The following is a 17,518-nucleotide window of genomic DNA, read 5'->3' as shown; positions in this document are numbered from 1 at the left end:
CATAGAATGCCCCTTGATCGGTGACAGCCACCTTATTTTTTCAACTTCGCAGCAATCTTTTCAATTAATTCATCTTCCGTCATCGCTGATACAGGTCGATTGTTGACGAACGCAAACACTTTTTTTCGACCTGGACCGCAATACGATTGGCAGCCAATTTCAATTGTTGCGTTCGGGTCTAATTTTTTTAACCTTGGCAACAACGTTTTTAAATTCGTTGCTTGACAGTCGTCACAGACGCGAAATTCATTTTGCATACCGTCCTCACTCCTTTTCGCTAACGAGTATTCTAACGCGTATAAGCGAACAATGCAAGCTGCATCTATTTCCTTTGAAAAATAGTATATATTTCTCGTTTTTTGGTGATTATGAAAGTAAAAGAATGCGAAAGGAGTTTTTTCATGACAAAAAAACGACAAGATGCTTGGACTGAAGAAGAAGATTTATTGCTAGCTGAAACGGTGCTACGCCATGTGCGCGAAGGGAGCACGCAATTAAATGCGTTTGAAGAAGTGGGCGATAAATTAAATCGTACGTCTGCTGCATGCGGGTTTCGCTGGAATGCGGTCGTTCGCCAACAATACGAAGAATCGTTACAAATGGCGAAAAAGTTCCGTAAACAACGGCAACGCGCACTCGGAAATAAACATGCTTTGCGAAAACGGCCGCTCTATACACCTCCTGTACCTTCGCTTGAAGAATTAGGAATGGAACCGTTAGAAGTGCAAACAAATGAATATGAGCATGTTGAGACAAATCATTTAACGCTTGACCATGTCATTGCTTTTTTACATTCTTTAAAGCAATCGTACATCGGTCAAGAAACAGCGCTAGTGGAAAATAAACAACTGAAGCTTGAGCTCGAACAACTACAACAACAATATAAACAACTAGAACAACAATTTACAAAATTACAAAAGGAAAATGAAGAATTGCGCGAAGATTACGGAACGATGGCCCGAATCATTAATCGGGCAAGACAAATCGAAATTTCAGAAGATGAGTTTAAGCCACCGATTTTCAAAATGGATCGCAACGGAAACTTAGAAAAAATCGAAAAGATTGCCGAGTAAAAAAGCTGTCGCATCGGACAGCTTTTTTATTTCGGCAGCATCGTCTCGTTTCGGTCAATCATACGTTGAAAATACACGTTATATCGCTCCCATTCTTCCGGGGTGAGCGATGATGGCTCGAGCCTACTTCCAAACGATTGAAGCGCTTCGTATAGGCGGATGATAAGCGTTGAAACGGTCATTTCTTTGCCGAGCAATTCACTTAAAGATGCCATCGTATGCGGAACGATTGTCGGATACGTAAACTTTGTCTGTTCTCCCGCAAGAGATCGCTCATAAAACTCACGAATCCATCCTGCTCTTTCAGCGCCGCTTCCGTTTGCACATATATACACTTGCACCGCGACGCCTCCCCGAATGCGCCGCTGTGAAATGCCTGCAAACTTTTTTCCGTCAATGCTTAAATCAAAACTTCCTGGGCAATACGAACCGACAACTTCCCCTGTTTGCACATGTGCTTCTGGCAACATGTGCGCAATGAGTGTCGCCATCGCTTCATATCCTCGATCAATATCAATTCCTTTTTTTGTATCAGAAAAAATAAGCGAAACGTTTAAAACCCCTTCATCTAATACGACCGCCAACCCACCAGAGTTGCGAACGATCGTGCGCCAACCTTGTTCATGTAAGTAGGCGAGTCCTTTTTCAATGTACGGCAATCTCGTATCTTGAATGCCGAGCACAATTGTCTGATGATGCACCCATAAGCGAACGATCGGATGTGATTGACCGCTACCAACTGATTCGCAAAGCGCATCATCAAACGCAAATGACTGCTTCGCATCAAACGATGGACCAAGACTCGAATGATCGATCACTCGCCACGTTTGTTGTTGCAACAATTCACTCATTATTCCATCGCCGCAAGCGCCTGCGCTGCTGTGATGAGTGATAATTTGTATACATCTTCGGCGTTACATCCGCGCGATAAATCGTTCACCGGTTGATTTAATCCTTGCAAAATTGGACCGACCGCTTCAAAGTTGCCGAGACGTTGGGCAATTTTATACCCGATATTCCCCGCTTCTAAGCTTGGGAAAATAAAGACGTTCGCATCGCCTTGAATGACGGAGTCTGGCGCTTTCTTTTTCGCCACAGATGGAACAAACGCGGCATCAAATTGAAACTCACCATCGAGCGTTAACTCTGGTGCCATTTCTTTTGCGATACGCACCGCTTCGATCACTTTTTCTGTTTCTGGCGATTTCGCCGACCCTTTCGTTGAGAAGCTAAGCATCGCTACGCGCGGTTCAATATCAAACATTTTCGCTGTTTGTGCGCTCTCAATGGCGATTTCTGCTAAATCTTGGCTATCTGGGGCGATGTTAATCGCACAATCGGCAAATACATATTTCTCATCACCGCGCACCATAATGAACACGCCCGATGTTTTGCGAATGCCTGGTTTTGTTTTAATGATTTGTAACGCAGGACGAACTGTATCCGCTGTCGAATGCGCAGCACCGCTCACAAGCCCATGCGCTTTCCCCATATACACAAGCATCGTACCGAAGTAATTTTCATCAAGTAAGATGTTGCGCGCATCTTCTTCCGTCACTTTTCCTTTGCGACGTTCAATAAACGCGGCAACCATTTCCTCCATTCCTTCATACGTACGTGGATCGATGATTTCTACTCTCCCAAGCGTCAAACCAAGCTCTTTCGCTTTTTGGACGACAGCTTCTTGCTCGCCGATGACAATCGGATGTAATACATTTTCTGCCGCTAGACGTCCGACAGCTGTTAAAATACGTTCATCTAGTCCTTCCGGAAACACGATCGTTACATTTTTTCCTGCCACCTTTTGTTTTAAGGCTGCAAATAAATCACTCACGAAATGTTCCTCCTTAGTTTAAAAAAATTCGTCTATCTATTAGAATACTCTTATTGAGACGAAAAGCAATGAATTACACCACAAACGAAAATAGTCTTTTTTTTATAACAATTCTGTTTTTTATCTTGAGTGATATATCGCCTAAAAAGTGATATATTTGTTAAGAAACATGTACAAATAAAGGAGCGTTATCATATGTCACAATGGATTCATCATCTTGAACAATGGTTACTTGAATTTGGCGTTATCGGTCTCGTCATCGTTTCTTTTACAGAATCTTCATTTTTTCCGATTCCGCCTGATGTGTTATTAATTCCGTTAAGCATCGCTCAGCCGGAAAAGGCGCTATGGTTTTCTTTTTTAACAACGGTCGCCTCCGTATTTGGCGCACTGCTTGGGTGGTATATCGGAAAAAGGTTCGGCAGACCGATTTTACGTTATTTTATTTCTGATGAAAAAATGGACAAAGTAGAACAATATTTTCAACAATACGGGGCGATGGCGATCGTCATCGCAGGGTTTACACCCATTCCGTATAAAGTGTTTACGATTTTCTCGGGCATTTCTAACGTAAACATTCGCACGTTGCTTTTTTGGTCATTTATCGGTCGCGGGGCGCGCTTTTTCGCAGAAGGGCTTATTATTTTCATGTTAGGTGCTCAAGCGAAAACATTTATCGAACAACATTTTACAACGATCACAATCGTTGGTGGCATTGTCATTATCATTGCTTTTCTTATTTACAAACGGTTCAAATAGTGCGTTTGGCATAAACGAAACACATATGATACAATTTCGGTAGTACATAACAAAAGGAGTGTTGGACATGAGCGAAGCAGCACAAACGTTAGACGGTTGGTATTCTCTCCATGACTTCCGCACGGTAGATTGGGCGGCTTGGAAAACGCTCACAAACGAAGAGCGCCAAGAAGCAATACAAGAGTTTTTCACATTAGTCGAAAAATGGGAAAATACCGAATCTGCTAAAGAAGGTAGTCATGCGATTTACACGATTATGGGACAAAAAGCAGACATCATGTTTATGCTTTTACGTCCAACGATGGAAGAATTGCATGAAATTGAAACAGCAATCAATAAAACAAAACTTGCTGAATATCTCGTGCCAGCCTATTCGTACGTCTCTGTCGTTGAGCTAAGCAACTACTTGCCAGCAGAGGCAGGCGATCCGTATGAAAATCCGGAAGTACGTCGCCGTTTATATCCGATTTTACCAAAAACAAATCACGTTTGTTTTTATCCGATGGACAAGCGCCGTCAAGGAAACGACAACTGGTACATGCTTCCGATGGAAGAGCGCCGCAATTTAATGCGCGCACACGGCATGACGGGAAGAAAATATGCTGGAAAAGTCGTACAAATCATTACCGGTTCGGTCGGCTTTGATGACTATGAATGGGGCGTGACGCTCTTTTCAAATGATGTGCTTCAATTTAAAAAGCTCGTATACGAAATGAGATTTGATGAAGTGAGCGCAAGATTTGGTGAATTCGGCTCTTTCTTTGTCGGCAACATTTTACCGAAAGAAAAAATGGAACAGTTTTTACATGTGTAGGCCTCCGATTTGGAGGTCTTTTTTTATCATCTCTTTCATACATATAACAATGACGACTTTCCTCACATTTTCGTATGTCTCATCATAGGCTAATAGCAATTTTCATAAAGTGAGGTGAAGGGATGGCTGTTGTTGCATATACAGAAGAAGATGTGAAATTGCTTGCCCGTCTTATGCGCGCAGAGGCAGAGGAAGACGGACAACTCGGTATGTTAATGGTTGGGAATGTTGGAGTGAATCGCGTGCGCGCAAACTGTTTAGACTTTGAAGGGCTTCGTACCATTCGCCAAATGGTATTTCAAAGCCCTGGGGGATTTGAGGCTGTACAAAAAGGGTATTTTTATCAACGGGCACGTGAAGAGGATATTCGTCTTGCCCGTCGCGTCATCCGTGGTGAGCGGTTTCATCCTGCCACAAATTCTCTCTGGTTTTTCCGACCAGACGGCACTTGTCCGCCACAATGGTTTAATCAATGGAATGCCGGTCGTTTTAAAGCACACTGCTTTTACGCGCCAACGCGTTCTAATTGTCCAAGGGTATATTAGAAGGAGGGATTCTCATGAGTGATGAACGTCAACAAATGCCGTACTATCCGTATCCGTACTACTATCCATACCAAATGCCAACATATCCTTTTGGCATACCTACACCAACGTTTACACCACAAACGGGGGCGATGCAAACGCCAACAACCGCCAGCCAGCCGCTACCTGGCATGCTTCCGGTCGAAGAATCATACATTGAAAACATTTTACGACTAAACAAAGGGAAAATTGCAACCGTTTATATGACATTTGAAAACAATCGTGAATGGAATGCGAAAATTTTCCGTGGTGCCATTGAAGCGGCTGGTCGTGATCATCTCATTTTAAGCGATCCGCAAACAGGAATGCGCTATTTACTGCCAATGATTTATCTCGACTATGTGACGTTTGACGAGGAAATTAATTATGAATATCCATTTGCACCAGGTGTCGGATTAAGCACATATGCTCCACGTTAAAAACGAGGCGTCAATCTCGCCTCGTTTTACATTTGTTTCATAGCAATATATGCTAAAAATAGCCAAGCAACAATAAACGACACGCCCCCTAACGGCGTAATCGCTCCAAGTACTTTAATTTGTGTTAAGCTTAGTACATATAAACTACCTGAAAATAAAACGATCCCTACAAGCATAAACCATCCAGCTGGCATCACATTTGACCACTTTGTCGCAAGTAATGCCACAATAAATAAACCGATCGTATGGAACATTTGATATTGAACCGCTTTTTGCCATGTGTCCATATATCTCTCTGGGATTCTTCCTTCCAACACGTGCGCTCCGAACGCACCGAGCGCGACACACAACGCAGCACTAATGGAAGCGATAATTGTAAATAGTTTCATGTTCATTCCCCCTAAAAATCAAGTAATGATGACCCGTTCGCATCGGCACCGATATCTAATCGTTCGGTTTTTGTCGGTTGCGGCAAAGTCACTTCTTGTGTGCTTGGTGATGGTTGTTGCAAAATAATGTCGCACAATGCGCGAACAGCATATATATGTTGACGCACTACTTGCGGTGATGACGCATGCTTCGCTTTCGCAATTTCTTCTTCGATCTTTGTTAATACATTTGCCACTGATATATCCAAAACGTTTTCACTCCCCTCTTCTTTTTCCTTTACAACAATGTTATCTTATACATAGCAACTTTTCAAATTGAAAACGCTTAATAAAGGAGTGACAACGAATGAAACGGACATGGTGGAAAGAAGCGGTTGTATATCAAGTATATTGGCGCAGCTTTTTTGACTCAAACGGTGATGGGTATGGTGACTTAGAAGGACTGATTCAAAAGCTCGATTACATTCGCGACTTAGGAGTGGATGTCATTTGGCTGAATCCGTGCTATGAGTCGCCTGATAAAGATAACGGATACGACATTTCTGATTACTATCGCATTATGGATAAAGCTGGGGATATGGGGACATTTGATCGCTTGCTTCATGAGGTACATAAACGCGGAATGAAGTTAATTATGGATCTTGTCGTGAACCATACATCCGATCAACATCCTTGGTTTATTGAATCTCGTTCGTCAAAACATAATCCGAAACGCAATTGGTACATATGGCGCGACAAACCGAATAACTGGCGCTCGTACTTTACCCCATCCGCATGGGAATATGATGAACAAACAAGGCAATATTATTTTCATTCGTTCGCGGTGGAGCAACCAGATTTAAACTGGGAAAACGAAGAAGTTCGTGAAGAAATTTATAAAATGATGCGTTTTTGGTTAGATAAAGGGATCGACGGGTTCCGTTTAGATGCGATTGCTTTGCTTGCCAAACCTGAAGGATTCCCAGATGCCGAAAATCCGTATGACATTCGTTATTTAACAAACAATCCTGGCGTGCATGACTATTTACAAGAAATGCATGAAAAAGTGTTAAAGCATTATGACATTTTCACTGTCGGGGAAGTCGCTTTCGTGTCGCCAGAGGAAGGCTTAAAATATGTCGGAGAAGATCGAAACGAACTACATACTCTTTTCCATTTTGAAGTGTGCGACGAAATGCCGACATGGGATCCGATTCGCTTTAAACAAATTCAAAAACGTTGGTATGAAGGTTTGTGGGGCAAAGGATGGAACTCGCAATTTTTAAACAATCACGACCACACACGACAAGTGACGCGCTATGGAAACGACAAACAGTTTCGGGTTGAATCAGCAAAACTGCTCGCTACGCTCGTGCATACGTTGCCTGGAACCCCGTACATTTATCAAGGGGAAGAAATCGGCATGACGGGCGTCAAATTTGACTCAATCGATGACTATAACGACATTGCGATGAAAAATAAATATGCCGAGGAAGTCGCCAAAGGTCGCGATCCGAAAGAAGTGCTAGAAAGCTTGCAGCTACTGAGCCGCGATAACTCGCGTACGCCAATGCAATGGGACGATAGCGAACATGCCGGATTTACAACCGGAACACCTTGGCTAAAAGTCAACCCAAATTATAAAGAAATTAACGTCAAACAAGCGTTAGCTGATCCGAACTCGGTGTATTATTACTATAAAAAGCTTATTCAATTACGTAAACAAAACCCGGTCATGGTGTACGGAACGTTCCGCGATTTTTCAGAAAATGATCCGTACATTTACGCCTATACACGTGAACTCGAGGGAGTTCGTTGGCTCATCGTCTTAAATCATTGCGATAACGACAACGTATATGAATTGCCAGAAGAGCTTGCTTCGGCTCACCTCCATCTTTTGCTTAGCAACTACACAGACGTAAAAGAAGAAGGCGCAACGCTTCATATGCGTCCGCACGAAGCAAGAATTTATGCCCTACAATAAGCAGCCCGAGTTGGCTGCTTATTTTTTATTGACTTCCTGTTCAAACGCCTCTAGCGCTCGTTTTTCACCGAATACGATCAAGACATCCCCAATACAAAACCGCTCCTCTGGCGCTGGATTGCCAATTATATTGTTTTGACGTTGAATGGCGATAATCGTCACGCCAAATCGGGTGCGCACCGCTTGATCGCGGACAGACGTCCCGACAAATAAAGAATGTGATTCAATCGTAATCTCTTCAATCGCATATTGTTCGGCACGATCGTGAAAAATCGTATCGACATAATCGACACTCACCGGCTTCAACATCGTCATCGCCATCCGTCGACCGCTTAAAAAGGCAGGGTTTATCACTTTATCCGCCCCAGCGCGCCGCAATTTTTCTTCCGATTCCGTTCGCTCGGCACGCGCGACAACTTGAATGCTAGGATTCAGTCCTTTTGCGGTTAAAGAAATGAAGACGTTATCGGCATCAGAAGGCAACGCAGCAACTAATCCCGCGGCACGCTCAATGCCTGCGGCAATTAACACGTCATCTGCTGTAGCATCTCCCTCAACATACGGAATAGGATCGCCCATTTCCTCAAGCCAATCTATATTCCGTTCGATGACAACGACATCTGTCCCATTTTTGACAAGCTCACGTACAACTTGTTCGCCAACACGACCAAACCCGCATACGATAATATGATTCGTCATCGCTTCAATTTTCTTTTTCATTTTTCGCCTCCGCACCGTTTTCGAAAATTCCCCTTCCATCATCATCGAAACAACCGCCCCTGTCGCGTATGTCACGATACTAATACCGACGGGAATAATAATCAACGCAAACATTTTCCCATAAAACGTTTGCGGAACTGTATCGCCATAGCCGACCGTCAAAATCGTAACAACCGTCAACCAAAGCGCATCAAAAAATGTTAATTGCTCAGAAAACATAAACCCTACCGTTCCTGCGATAATAGCGACGATCATCGCGACGACAGAAACGACGATAGAGCGCGACGAACTCATCCGTTTCTCCCCTTATGTTCTTTTTTTTACAAACTTCATGCAAGGCGTACCTGATGATTGCTTAACGACAATAGACGGCAACATTGCGCTTTTAAAACCGAACGCCCGACAGCCACGTGGCATTTGCGCATCCCACGTCACATAAAAATGTTTGCATTCGTAACAATTGATACGTGTATTACACGTTTTCGATTTGCCAGTCAATTGGCTCTCTCCCTGTCTGTTGTAAAAAAGTATTTGTTTTTGAAAAAGGACGGCTACCGAAAAAACCTCGCGCGGCGGAAAACGGACTTGGATGCGGTGCTTCAATCATGTAATGATGCTCATTCGTGATGAGCGCTTTTTTTGCTTGCGCATGACGTCCCCATAAAATAAAGACGACAGGCTCACGTTTTTCATTTACAAGCTCAATGACGCGGTCTGTAAAATATTCCCACCCTTTTCCTTTATGTGAATTTGCTTCCCCGCGTCGTACTGTTAATACGGTATTTAGCAATAGCACCCCTTGCTTCGCCCATTTTAATAAATAACCGTTGTTTGGAATATAGCACCCTAGGTCATCTTGTAACTCTTTAAAAATGTTTAATAACGATGGTGGCAAAGCAACACCTGGCTTTACGGAAAAACTTAATCCGTGCGCCTGATTTGGCCCGTGATACGGGTCTTGTCCTAAAATGACGACTTTGACATCTGCATACGAAGTATAATGAAGGGCATTAAAAATGTCGTGCATATCGGGATAAATTGTTTTTGTACGATATTCTTCTTTTAAAAATTCTCTCAACTTCAAATAATACGGTTTTTGAAACTCCTCTTCTAATAATGGGGCCCAATCGTTTTTTAATATGCTCATCGTCGCACTTCCTTTCTAATACAAAGGCTACCCTACTTTATAGGATAGCCTGTTTTTGCTTAAAATTGAATTTTTTCTTCTAAGAAGCTTTTTAATTCTGCAATTGGAATGCGCGTTTGTTCCATTGTGTCGCGGTCGCGTACCGTCACCATTTGATCTTGTTCTGAATCAAAGTCATACGTAATACAGAACGGTGTGCCAATTTCATCTTGACGGCGATATCGCTTTCCGATCGAACCAGACTCGTCGTAATCAACCATAAAGTGTTGTGACAATTGTTCAAAGATCTCACGTGCACCTTCTGATAACTTTTTCGATAACGGTAATACAGCTGCCTTATATGGCGCTAATGCTGGGTGAAGATGCATGACTGTGCGGGTTGTGCCGTCTGCCAATTGTTCTTCTTCGTACGCATCGATCATAAATGCAAGCGTCACACGATCTGCACCGAGTGAAGGTTCAATGCAATACGGAATGAATCGTTCATTCGTTTCTTGATCAAGGTAATGGAAGTCTTCGCCTGAATATTCCATATGACGACGTAAATCATAATCGGTACGTGATGCAATCCCCCATAGCTCGCCCCAACCGAATGGGAATTTATATTCAATATCTGTTGTCGCGTTGCTGTAGTGAGATAGTTCGTCTTCAGAATGATCGCGCAAACGAATATTTTCACGCTTCATGCCAAGCGATAACAGCCATTGTTCACAATATTGTTTCCAATAATCAAACCACTGTAATTCTTCTCCCGGCTTACAGAAAAACTCAAGCTCCATTTGTTCAAATTCGCGTGTGCGGAACGTAAAGTTTCCTGGTGTAATTTCGTTACGGAAACTTTTTCCTATTTGTGCAATGCCAAATGGCAACTTTTTACGCATCGTCCGTTGTACGTTTTTAAAGTTGACAAAAATGCCTTGTGCCGTTTCAGGACGAAGATAAATTTCGTTTGCGCTCGACTCCGTCACACCTTGAAACGTTTTAAACATTAAGTTAAATTGACGAATGTTTGTAAAGTCGCGGCTACCACAATCTGGACAAGCAATGTCGTGCTCTTGAATGAGCTGCTCCATTTTTTCAAACGGAAGCCCATCGACAACCATTTCAATGCCTTTCGCTTCAAGCGCGCTTTCAATTAACTTATCCGCCCGATGACGCGCTTTACATTGCTTACAGTCGATCATCGGATCGTTAAAGTTTCCTAAATGACCTGACGCTTCCCACGTGCGCGGGTTCATTAAAATTGCGGCATCTAAGCCAAGGTTATATGGCGATTGTTGAACGAACTTTTTCCACCATGCGCGTTTAATGTTGTTTTTCAACTCTGTCCCTAACGGACCGTAATCCCACGTATTCGCTAATCCACCGTAAATTTCTGAACCAGGAAAAACAAAACCACGATGTTTCGCGTGTGCTACAATTTGATCCATCGTTACTGACATCTTTCATCCTCCTTTTTGTCAAATGTAAACAAAAAACGCTCTCATCCTTAGGCCTTTCGCCTAGGGACGAGAGCGTAACTCCCGCGGTTCCACCCTAGTTGATGCGTAACGCATCCACTTTTGCGTGAAGCAACTCCAGACTGCCGTTTCGCTAAGCGTCTTTACTAGGCTTCCACCATCCCTAGCTCGCTATAAAAGAACAACCTTAGCTACTATCCATCTTTCATCGTTGCACCTGTATTTCATTTGGCTAATATTGTATCAAACTGAAATAGGGGAGTCAAGGGGGAAACAAAACCCGCTTCACATTAAATAGTAAAGCGGGTTGAGTGAGTTATCAATTTCGAATCAAGTAATCAAACGCTCCTAAAGAAGCGGTTGCGCCTGAGCCCATAGAAATGATAATCTGTTTATATGCGCTATCTGTACAATCGCCAGCAGCGAAGACGCCAGGAACGTTTGTCGCACCGCGCTTATCGACGATAATTTCCCCAAAGCGATTGCGCTCTACCGTTCCTTCTAACCATTCTGTATTCGGTACAAGCCCGATTTGCACGAATACACCTTGAAGTTCAATATGGTGCTCTTCGCCTGTTGCGCGATCAATATATGTGAGACCGTTCACTTTATCTGTGCCTGTAATTTCTTTTGTTTGTGCATTTTTAATCACAGTAACGTTCGGTAAACTGTATAAACGATCTTGCAATACAGCGTCCGCTTTTAATTCTGTGGCAAATTCAAGCACTGTCACATGCTTAGCGATTCCAGCGAGGTCAATCGCTGCTTCTACTCCAGAGTTCCCACCGCCGATGACCGCGACATGTTTTCCTTCAAATAACGGTCCGTCACAATGCGGGCAGTAAGCGACCCCTTTATTTTTGAACTCCGCTTCACCTGGGACACCGAGGTTACGCCAACGTGCACCTGTTGCAATAATGACGGCTTTACTTTTTAATACCGCACCGTTTTCAAGCTCTACTTCAATAAGGTCTTTCTTTTCTAACCGTTTGGCACGCTGTAAGTTCATAATATCAACGTTATAATGTTTCACATGTTCCTCAAGACTTGCCGCAAGCTTCGGACCTTCTGTATATTTCACACTAATAAAGTTTTCAATGCCTAACGTATCTAAAATTTGACCTCCAAAACGTTCTGCAACGATTCCTGTGCGAATGCCTTTACGCGCCGCATAAATCGCTGCTGTTGCGCCAGCAGGTCCGCCACCGATGACAAGTACATCAAATGGGTCTTTTTCTGCAAAAGTAGAAGCATCCGGCGTGCTTCCTAACTTCGCAAGAATTTCCTCAAGCGACATGCGTCCGCTTGCGAATGGCTCACCGTTTAAAAAGACCGTCGGCACAGCCATGACATCTTTTTGTTCAACTTCTTCTTTAAATGCTGCCCCATCAATCATCGTATGGGAAATGTTCGGATGTAATACGCTCATGACGTTTAACGCTTGCACGACGTCCGGACAGTTATGGCATGTTAAGCTGACGTATGTTTCGAAATGATACGTCCCTTTTAAATGTTTAATTTGTTCAATAACCGCTTGATCGACTTTTGGTGGTCTTCCGCTCACTTGAAGCAATGCAAGCACGAGAGAAGTAAATTCATGTCCTAAAGGCACGCCCGCGAATACAACGCCTGTATCTTCACCAATGCGATTGACACTAAAACTTGGCGTTCTCTCTAGCGTTGTTTTCTCTACTTTGATTTTCGGTGACATTGTAGCAAGCTCATCGACTAAAGCAAGCATATCGCGGGAAACTTCATCGTCTCCCGCGCTTACTTTTAACACAATGTCATTTTCCATCAATTGTAGATATTGGGCGAGCTGTGCTTTAATTTCCGCATCCAATATCATGTACATAAGCCTCCTTAAATTTTACCTACAAGGTCAAGGCTTGGCTTAAGCGTTTTGCCACCTTCTTGCCATTTTGCTGGGCATACTTCACCTGGGTTATTGCGTACGTATTGTGCTGCTTTAATTTTGTTTACGATTGTGCTTGCATCGCGACCGATGCCGTCAGCGTTAATTTCAACTGCTTGAATGACGCCATCTGGATCGATGATGAACGTACCGCGTTGCGCAAGACCTGTTTCTTCATCAAGCACTTCGAACATGCGTGATAATTTTTGAGAAGGGTCTCCAATCATCACATATTCAATTTTGCTGATCGCTGGTGAATGGTCATGCCATGCTTTATGTGTGAAATGTGTATCTGTTGAAACAGAGTATACTTCTACACCAAGCTCTTTTAATTTTGGATATTCGTTTTGTAAATCTTCTAACTCAGTTGGACAAACAAATGTAAAGTCTGCTGGATAGAAGCAAACAACGCTCCATTTTCCTTTTAAGTTTTCTTCTGTTACCTCGATAAATTCACCGTTATGGTACGCCATCGCTTTAAATGGTTGTACTTGTTTTCCTACTAGTGGCATTGTGAATCATCCTCCTGCATCATTTTTTTGCATGTTAGTAGTATGCTCCAGTCATACGAAAAATATGACTGAAAGCAAAAATAAATTATAACAATTATAATTCGATATAAATTATCATATAGTAATGTTTATTTGTCAAGTAGAAACTATCAGGCTATCTAGTTTTTCGACACATATTCCCTTCATTCCTTTTCCATAAACAAAAAAACAGAGCCTTCACAAAGACTCTGCTTTCTCATACAAAAAAAGGAAAAGTGAGTAAAACAAACACATTACATAATAGCGCAAAGACAAATAGCCATGTTTGTTTTCCTTTTTTCTTCACCATATATTCCGCAAATATGGTCGTTCCAAAAGCGAAGCAAACGAACAAGAAAAATGAGCTGACGTGCCCATCAAATACGTGACGAGTAAGAAGCGGTGAAAACAAAAGTAAAATAAATAATTGCTGAACGCTCCACCAATACATTTTCCCTCTCCTAACAATGAATAGAGTGAGCAAGTCGCGAGCGAAACGGTTCACCATCCCATATAATTTCACTTTTTGCACGCCGTTTTTGCACATCCGGCTCCGATAAAAGAAGCCAAAAGTTTTTTGTCGGCAAATCGCCGAGGCCATGTTTCTCACTTAATCGGTTTAAATACATTTGTCTCGTTTCATTCATTTGTTTCGATAAATGATCACCTTCATTTGAAAAAGCATAAAGGACGCTCGCTGTCGGTACGCGTTTGACGCGAAACTCCTTTGCCACACGTAAAAAGAAATCCCAATCCCAATAGTTATGAACGTACGGATCAAAATATCCAATTACATCATGAATGGCACGCCGATACATGCTTCCTGAAGGGACATACGTCGAAAACGAACGCATCGCTTGTAAATCGAATTCATATGCAAATAAAAAGCGATCGGTCGGTATGCGCATACCATTCTCCGTGCGATAATGAAAAATTTCTACGTCCGAATATACAAAATCCGCATCGTTCATATTCGCAATCATTCGCTCCATATGGCATGGCAATAGCAAGTCGTCATCATCACAAAGCATAATAAAGTCTTCTGTCGCCGCACGCACACCGATATTTCGCGCTTCAACGTGCCCGACATTTTCATACAATTGGATGAGCTCAATAGGAAGCTCAGGATACGCATCGACCGCGGCTTGTACCGATGAACCCCCATCGTTCACAATAATAATTTGCGTTGGTTTATACGTTTGTTTGCTTAACGATTCTAGCAATTCTGCTAAAGGTAGTAATCGGTTATATGTTGCAATAACTATAGAAACGCCCAAAAGAAAATCCCCTTTCAAAAAAGAAGCTACAATGATACCATTATAGCTTCTTTTCGAGTGATTATGCGAGTTCTTGTTGTTTCGTTTCTTTGCCGAGGAAAAGAACGGCGAGTGCACCAATGAAAATCGCGATACAAAATACAGCAAAAATCATCGTAATTGATACGTTTTGTGCCACGAGATAGCCGACAAGAAGCGGTCCTAAAATGCCACCAATGCGTCCAAATGAAGCAGCCATCCCCGCCCCTGTTGCACGAATAACAGTCGGGTATTGCTCTGGTGTGTACGCGTAAAGCGCTCCCCAAGCACCGAGATTAAAAAACGATAACAATGCTCCAAATGTCATTAATGCGGTAGCTGTCTCAGCATTTCCGAAGAAATAAGCGCTTAATGCAGTACCAGTTAAATAAATGATCAGTACTGCTTTTCGACCGATGCGCTCAATTAACCATGCGACGCTAAAATAACCCGGCAATTGCGCTAACGTCATAATAAGTACGTATTCAAAGCTTTTAATTAAACTAAATCCTTTCATGACCATGACGCTCGGTAGCCATAAAAACATGCCGTAATAAGAAAAGACGACCGCAAACCATAAAATCCAAAGCATTGTCGTTTGTTTCGCGTACGGTTTTGCCCAAACGTCTGCGATATTGCGCCAGACGGAACGACGCTCCTTTTTCGTCGCCATAAACTTTTGTGAATCTGGCAAGTTCATGCGCAAATAAATGGCATATAGCGCTGGTACAGCTCCTAAAATAAGCGCCATTTGCCATCCATACGCTGGAATAACGAAAAATGAAATGAGCGCTGCTAGTAACCAACCACCTGCCCAAAAGCTTTCCAATAAAACAACAACTTTTCCTCGCTCATGTGCAGCAACGCTTTCCGATACGAGCGTTGACGCAACAGGCAGTTCGCCACCAAGTCCCATGCCGATAAAAAAACGTAAAATTAAAAAGACCGTTAACGTTGTCGCAAGTGCGGATAGTCCGCTACCGATCGAAAATAATAAAAGCGTAATGATGAAAACTTGTTTTCGCCCAATGCGGTCAGCTAACAATCCGAAAACGAGCGCACCGACTGCCATGCCGATCGAATTTATACTTCCGATCCAACCCATTTGTTCGGCCGTTAAATTCCATTCCTTTTGCAATGCAGCAATAATAAACGAAAGCATCCCTACATCCATCGCATCAAATAACCAACCAAGCCCGGCAATCCAAAGCAACTTGTTTCTTGATACGTCTTTACTCATGTCATCCCTCCGTTGTCAGCTGTCAAATTGTCTTCCTCATGATTATATTTCCTTTTTTGTTATGTATCAATGCAAAAAGCGTCGGGAAAAACCGACGCTTATCGCAAGTCTTCTTTTGAAAACGCTCCAGGAAGAAGTTCTTTTACTGTTGTTTCCTGCATATCGCCTTTCATATTCGCTAAAATGACAGGCATATTTGGATCACATAATTCAACAATGACTTGACGGCATGCGCCACACGGCGGAACTGGTCGCTCCGTATCTGCAACGACGGCTAACATCGCATACTCATGATCACCTTCTGAGTACGCCTTAAATAAAGCGGTACGCTCTGCACAGTTGCATAAACCGTATGAGGCGTTTTCAATGTTGCAACCACCGTACACTTTTCCGTCTTTCGTTAATAGCGCTGCTCCCACTTTAAACTTTGAATACGGAACGTACGCCCGCTCTCTCGCTTGTTTTGCCGCTTCAATTAACTGTTGTTTATTCATTGTTGATCATCCCTTCTTGGGCTGTTTAGTTAAAAAACGTCTTCATTAACCAATCGGCAACGACGCCACCTAAATATACGCCAAATACCCCCATCATTCCTGCCAATACAGGCGGGGCTGGCAATGGCAAACGTAAAAATTTAAATAAAATCCCAACAACAAGCCCAGCAAGTAAGCTTAATAATACTTCTTTCATCGGTCAATGCCTCCATTAGTATGCTTCGTTTGACGTTGTTCCTTCCATAATCGCTGGTCCAGAGCTTGTACCGATACGGTTTGCACCTGCATCAATCATCGCTTTTGCGTCCGCTGCGCTGCGCACGCCACCAGATGCTTTTACGCCAACGTTTGGACCAACTGTTTTGCGCATTAATGCAACGTCTTCTACTGTTGCACCGCCGCTTGCGAATCCTGTTGATGTTTTAACGAAATCTGCCCCAGCGCGAACGGCAATTTCGCATGCGCGCACTTTTTCTTCATCTGTCAACAACGCTGTTTCAATAATTACTTTTGTTAAAGCTTTTCCTTTTGCTGCCTCAACAACAGCACGAATGTCGCACTCTACAAGCTCATGATCGCCGTCTTTTAACGCACCGATATTGATGACCATATCGACTTCTTGCGCACCGTTTTCAATCGCTTGTTTCGTCTCAAACGCCTTTACTTCTGGTGTTGTCGCTCCTAACGGAAAGCCGATGACTGTACACACTTTTACTTTCGTTCCTTGTAAACGCTCAGCAACGAATTTCACCCATGTTGGATTCACACATACAGATGCAAATTCATATTTTTTTGCTTCTTCCACTAATTTTTCAATTTGTGCTTTCGTTGTTTCTGGCTTTAATAACGTATGATCGATCATGCTAGCAATGTTCATCATTC

22 protein-coding genes and 1 other annotated feature are annotated in these 17,518 nt (G+C 42.8%); of the genes, 6 read left to right on the top strand and 16 right to left on the bottom strand.

What is annotated here, in order from left to right; all coding sequences use genetic code 11:
* Window positions 1-32 precede the first annotated feature (32 nt).
* On the bottom strand, window positions 33-257 hold the full coding sequence (locus CS060_RS03630; RefSeq protein ID WP_003397078.1) for a YuzB family protein: 225 nt from the start codon (window positions 255-257) through the stop codon (window positions 33-35).
* A gap of 144 nt (window positions 258-401) precedes the next feature.
* Between CS060_RS03630 and CS060_RS03625 the strand changes: the two genes are divergently transcribed.
* Window positions 402-1,073 (top strand): RsfA family transcriptional regulator, encoded by a 672-nt coding sequence (locus CS060_RS03625; RefSeq protein WP_099668695.1) that lies wholly within the window; start codon window positions 402-404, stop codon window positions 1,071-1,073.
* A 26-nt stretch (window positions 1,074-1,099) separates the two neighbouring features.
* Here the strand turns inward: CS060_RS03625 and lipL are convergent, their stop codons facing one another.
* The gene (lipL, locus tag CS060_RS03620) at window positions 1,100-1,924 is read right to left on the bottom strand and encodes an octanoyl-[GcvH]:protein N-octanoyltransferase (RefSeq protein ID WP_099668694.1); all 825 of its coding nucleotides are present in this window, start codon (window positions 1,922-1,924) and stop codon (window positions 1,100-1,102) included.
* Window positions 1,924-2,907 carry a phosphate acetyltransferase gene (gene pta / locus CS060_RS03615; RefSeq protein ID WP_035050309.1) on the bottom strand — a complete coding sequence of 328 codons (984 nt, stop codon included), beginning with the start codon at window positions 2,905-2,907 and terminating at the stop codon, window positions 1,924-1,926. The genes lipL and pta overlap by 1 nt, the downstream gene beginning before the upstream one ends.
* Before the next feature lie 195 nt (window positions 2,908-3,102).
* Between pta and CS060_RS03610 the strand changes: the two genes are divergently transcribed.
* The 4 genes from CS060_RS03610 (at window position 3,103) to gerQ (ending at window position 5,483) form a co-directional block, all read left to right on the top strand.
* Window positions 3,103-3,666: a YqaA family protein gene (locus CS060_RS03610; RefSeq protein ID WP_035050311.1), complete on the top strand. Its 564-nt coding sequence runs from the start codon at window positions 3,103-3,105 to the stop codon at window positions 3,664-3,666.
* 67 nt (window positions 3,667-3,733) lie between these two features.
* Window positions 3,734-4,480, top strand: coding sequence for a hydrogen peroxide-dependent heme synthase (hemQ, locus tag CS060_RS03605; RefSeq protein WP_035050313.1), 747 nt, complete (start codon window positions 3,734-3,736; stop codon window positions 4,478-4,480).
* Window positions 4,481-4,602: 122 nt separating this feature from the next.
* The gene (locus CS060_RS03600; protein ID WP_035050276.1) at window positions 4,603-5,025 is read left to right on the top strand and encodes a cell wall hydrolase; all 423 of its coding nucleotides are present in this window, start codon (window positions 4,603-4,605) and stop codon (window positions 5,023-5,025) included.
* A gap of 14 nt (window positions 5,026-5,039) precedes the next feature.
* Window positions 5,040-5,483, top strand: a complete 444-nt coding sequence (gerQ, locus tag CS060_RS03595; protein WP_035050274.1) for a spore coat protein GerQ — start codon at window positions 5,040-5,042, stop codon at window positions 5,481-5,483.
* 26 nt (window positions 5,484-5,509) lie between these two features.
* Here gerQ and CS060_RS03590 read toward each other — a convergent pair whose 3' ends face one another.
* Both CS060_RS03590 and CS060_RS03585 read right to left on the bottom strand, forming a co-directional pair.
* Window positions 5,510-5,872, bottom strand: a complete 363-nt coding sequence (locus CS060_RS03590; RefSeq protein WP_035050273.1) for a DUF423 domain-containing protein — start codon at window positions 5,870-5,872, stop codon at window positions 5,510-5,512.
* Between the two features lie 11 nt (window positions 5,873-5,883).
* Window positions 5,884-6,120, bottom strand: coding sequence for a YwdI family protein (locus CS060_RS03585; RefSeq protein WP_035050271.1), 237 nt, complete (start codon window positions 6,118-6,120; stop codon window positions 5,884-5,886).
* A 98-nt stretch (window positions 6,121-6,218) separates the two neighbouring features.
* Here CS060_RS03585 and CS060_RS03580 point away from each other — a divergent pair, with 98 nt between their 5' ends.
* A complete protein-coding gene (locus CS060_RS03580) occupies window positions 6,219-7,835 on the top strand; it encodes a glycoside hydrolase family 13 protein (protein WP_035050268.1) in 1,617 nt (538 codons plus the stop codon).
* Window positions 7,836-7,853: 18 nt separating this feature from the next.
* On the opposite strand, the gene CS060_RS03575 is transcribed toward CS060_RS03580, so the two are convergent.
* The 11 genes from CS060_RS03575 to deoC form a co-directional block, all read right to left on the bottom strand.
* Entirely contained in the window at window positions 7,854-8,849 is a 996-nt protein-coding gene (locus CS060_RS03575; protein ID WP_099668693.1) for a potassium channel family protein, read from the bottom strand.
* Window positions 8,850-9,027: 178 nt separating this feature from the next.
* Window positions 9,028-9,702 (bottom strand): uracil-DNA glycosylase, encoded by a 675-nt coding sequence (locus CS060_RS03565; RefSeq protein ID WP_035050265.1) that lies wholly within the window; start codon window positions 9,700-9,702, stop codon window positions 9,028-9,030.
* 59 nt (window positions 9,703-9,761) lie between these two features.
* Complete coding sequence (locus CS060_RS03560; protein ID WP_035050263.1) at window positions 9,762-11,144, bottom strand: glycine--tRNA ligase; 1,383 nt, start codon at window positions 11,142-11,144, stop codon at window positions 9,762-9,764.
* A 59-nt stretch (window positions 11,145-11,203) separates the two neighbouring features.
* Window positions 11,204-11,380 (bottom strand) — a binding site (T-box leader).
* A gap of 101 nt (window positions 11,381-11,481) precedes the next feature.
* Window positions 11,482-13,011, bottom strand: coding sequence for an alkyl hydroperoxide reductase subunit F (gene ahpF / locus CS060_RS03555; protein WP_035050262.1), 1,530 nt, complete (start codon window positions 13,009-13,011; stop codon window positions 11,482-11,484).
* A gap of 14 nt (window positions 13,012-13,025) precedes the next feature.
* Window positions 13,026-13,589: an alkyl hydroperoxide reductase subunit C gene (ahpC, locus tag CS060_RS03550; RefSeq protein ID WP_035050260.1), complete on the bottom strand. Its 564-nt coding sequence runs from the start codon at window positions 13,587-13,589 to the stop codon at window positions 13,026-13,028.
* 235 nt (window positions 13,590-13,824) lie between these two features.
* Window positions 13,825-14,058: a hypothetical protein gene (locus tag CS060_RS03545; protein ID WP_099668691.1), complete on the bottom strand. Its 234-nt coding sequence runs from the start codon at window positions 14,056-14,058 to the stop codon at window positions 13,825-13,827.
* Between the two features lie 10 nt (window positions 14,059-14,068).
* On the bottom strand, window positions 14,069-14,884 hold the full coding sequence (locus CS060_RS03540; RefSeq protein WP_035050258.1) for a glycosyltransferase family 2 protein: 816 nt from the start codon (window positions 14,882-14,884) through the stop codon (window positions 14,069-14,071).
* A 61-nt stretch (window positions 14,885-14,945) separates the two neighbouring features.
* Window positions 14,946-16,142 carry an MFS transporter gene (locus CS060_RS03535; protein ID WP_035050256.1) on the bottom strand — a complete coding sequence of 399 codons (1,197 nt, stop codon included), beginning with the start codon at window positions 16,140-16,142 and terminating at the stop codon, window positions 14,946-14,948.
* A 98-nt stretch (window positions 16,143-16,240) separates the two neighbouring features.
* Complete coding sequence (locus CS060_RS03530) at window positions 16,241-16,636, bottom strand: cytidine deaminase (protein ID WP_019416459.1); 396 nt, start codon at window positions 16,634-16,636, stop codon at window positions 16,241-16,243.
* A 25-nt stretch (window positions 16,637-16,661) separates the two neighbouring features.
* Window positions 16,662-16,832, bottom strand: a complete 171-nt coding sequence (locus CS060_RS03525; RefSeq protein WP_003397112.1) for a XapX domain-containing protein — start codon at window positions 16,830-16,832, stop codon at window positions 16,662-16,664.
* A 15-nt stretch (window positions 16,833-16,847) separates the two neighbouring features.
* Window positions 16,848-17,513: a deoxyribose-phosphate aldolase gene (deoC, locus tag CS060_RS03520; RefSeq protein WP_035050254.1), complete on the bottom strand. Its 666-nt coding sequence runs from the start codon at window positions 17,511-17,513 to the stop codon at window positions 16,848-16,850.
* Window positions 17,514-17,518 lie beyond the last annotated feature (5 nt).

Origin of the sequence: Anoxybacillus flavithermus (genome assembly GCF_002742685.1) — a bacterium.
Lineage (GTDB): Bacteria > Bacillota > Bacilli > Bacillales > Anoxybacillaceae > Anoxybacillus > Anoxybacillus flavithermus_E.
The sequence above is the reverse complement of the archived record's forward strand: the minus strand, read 5'-3'. Positions and strand labels throughout refer to the sequence as shown.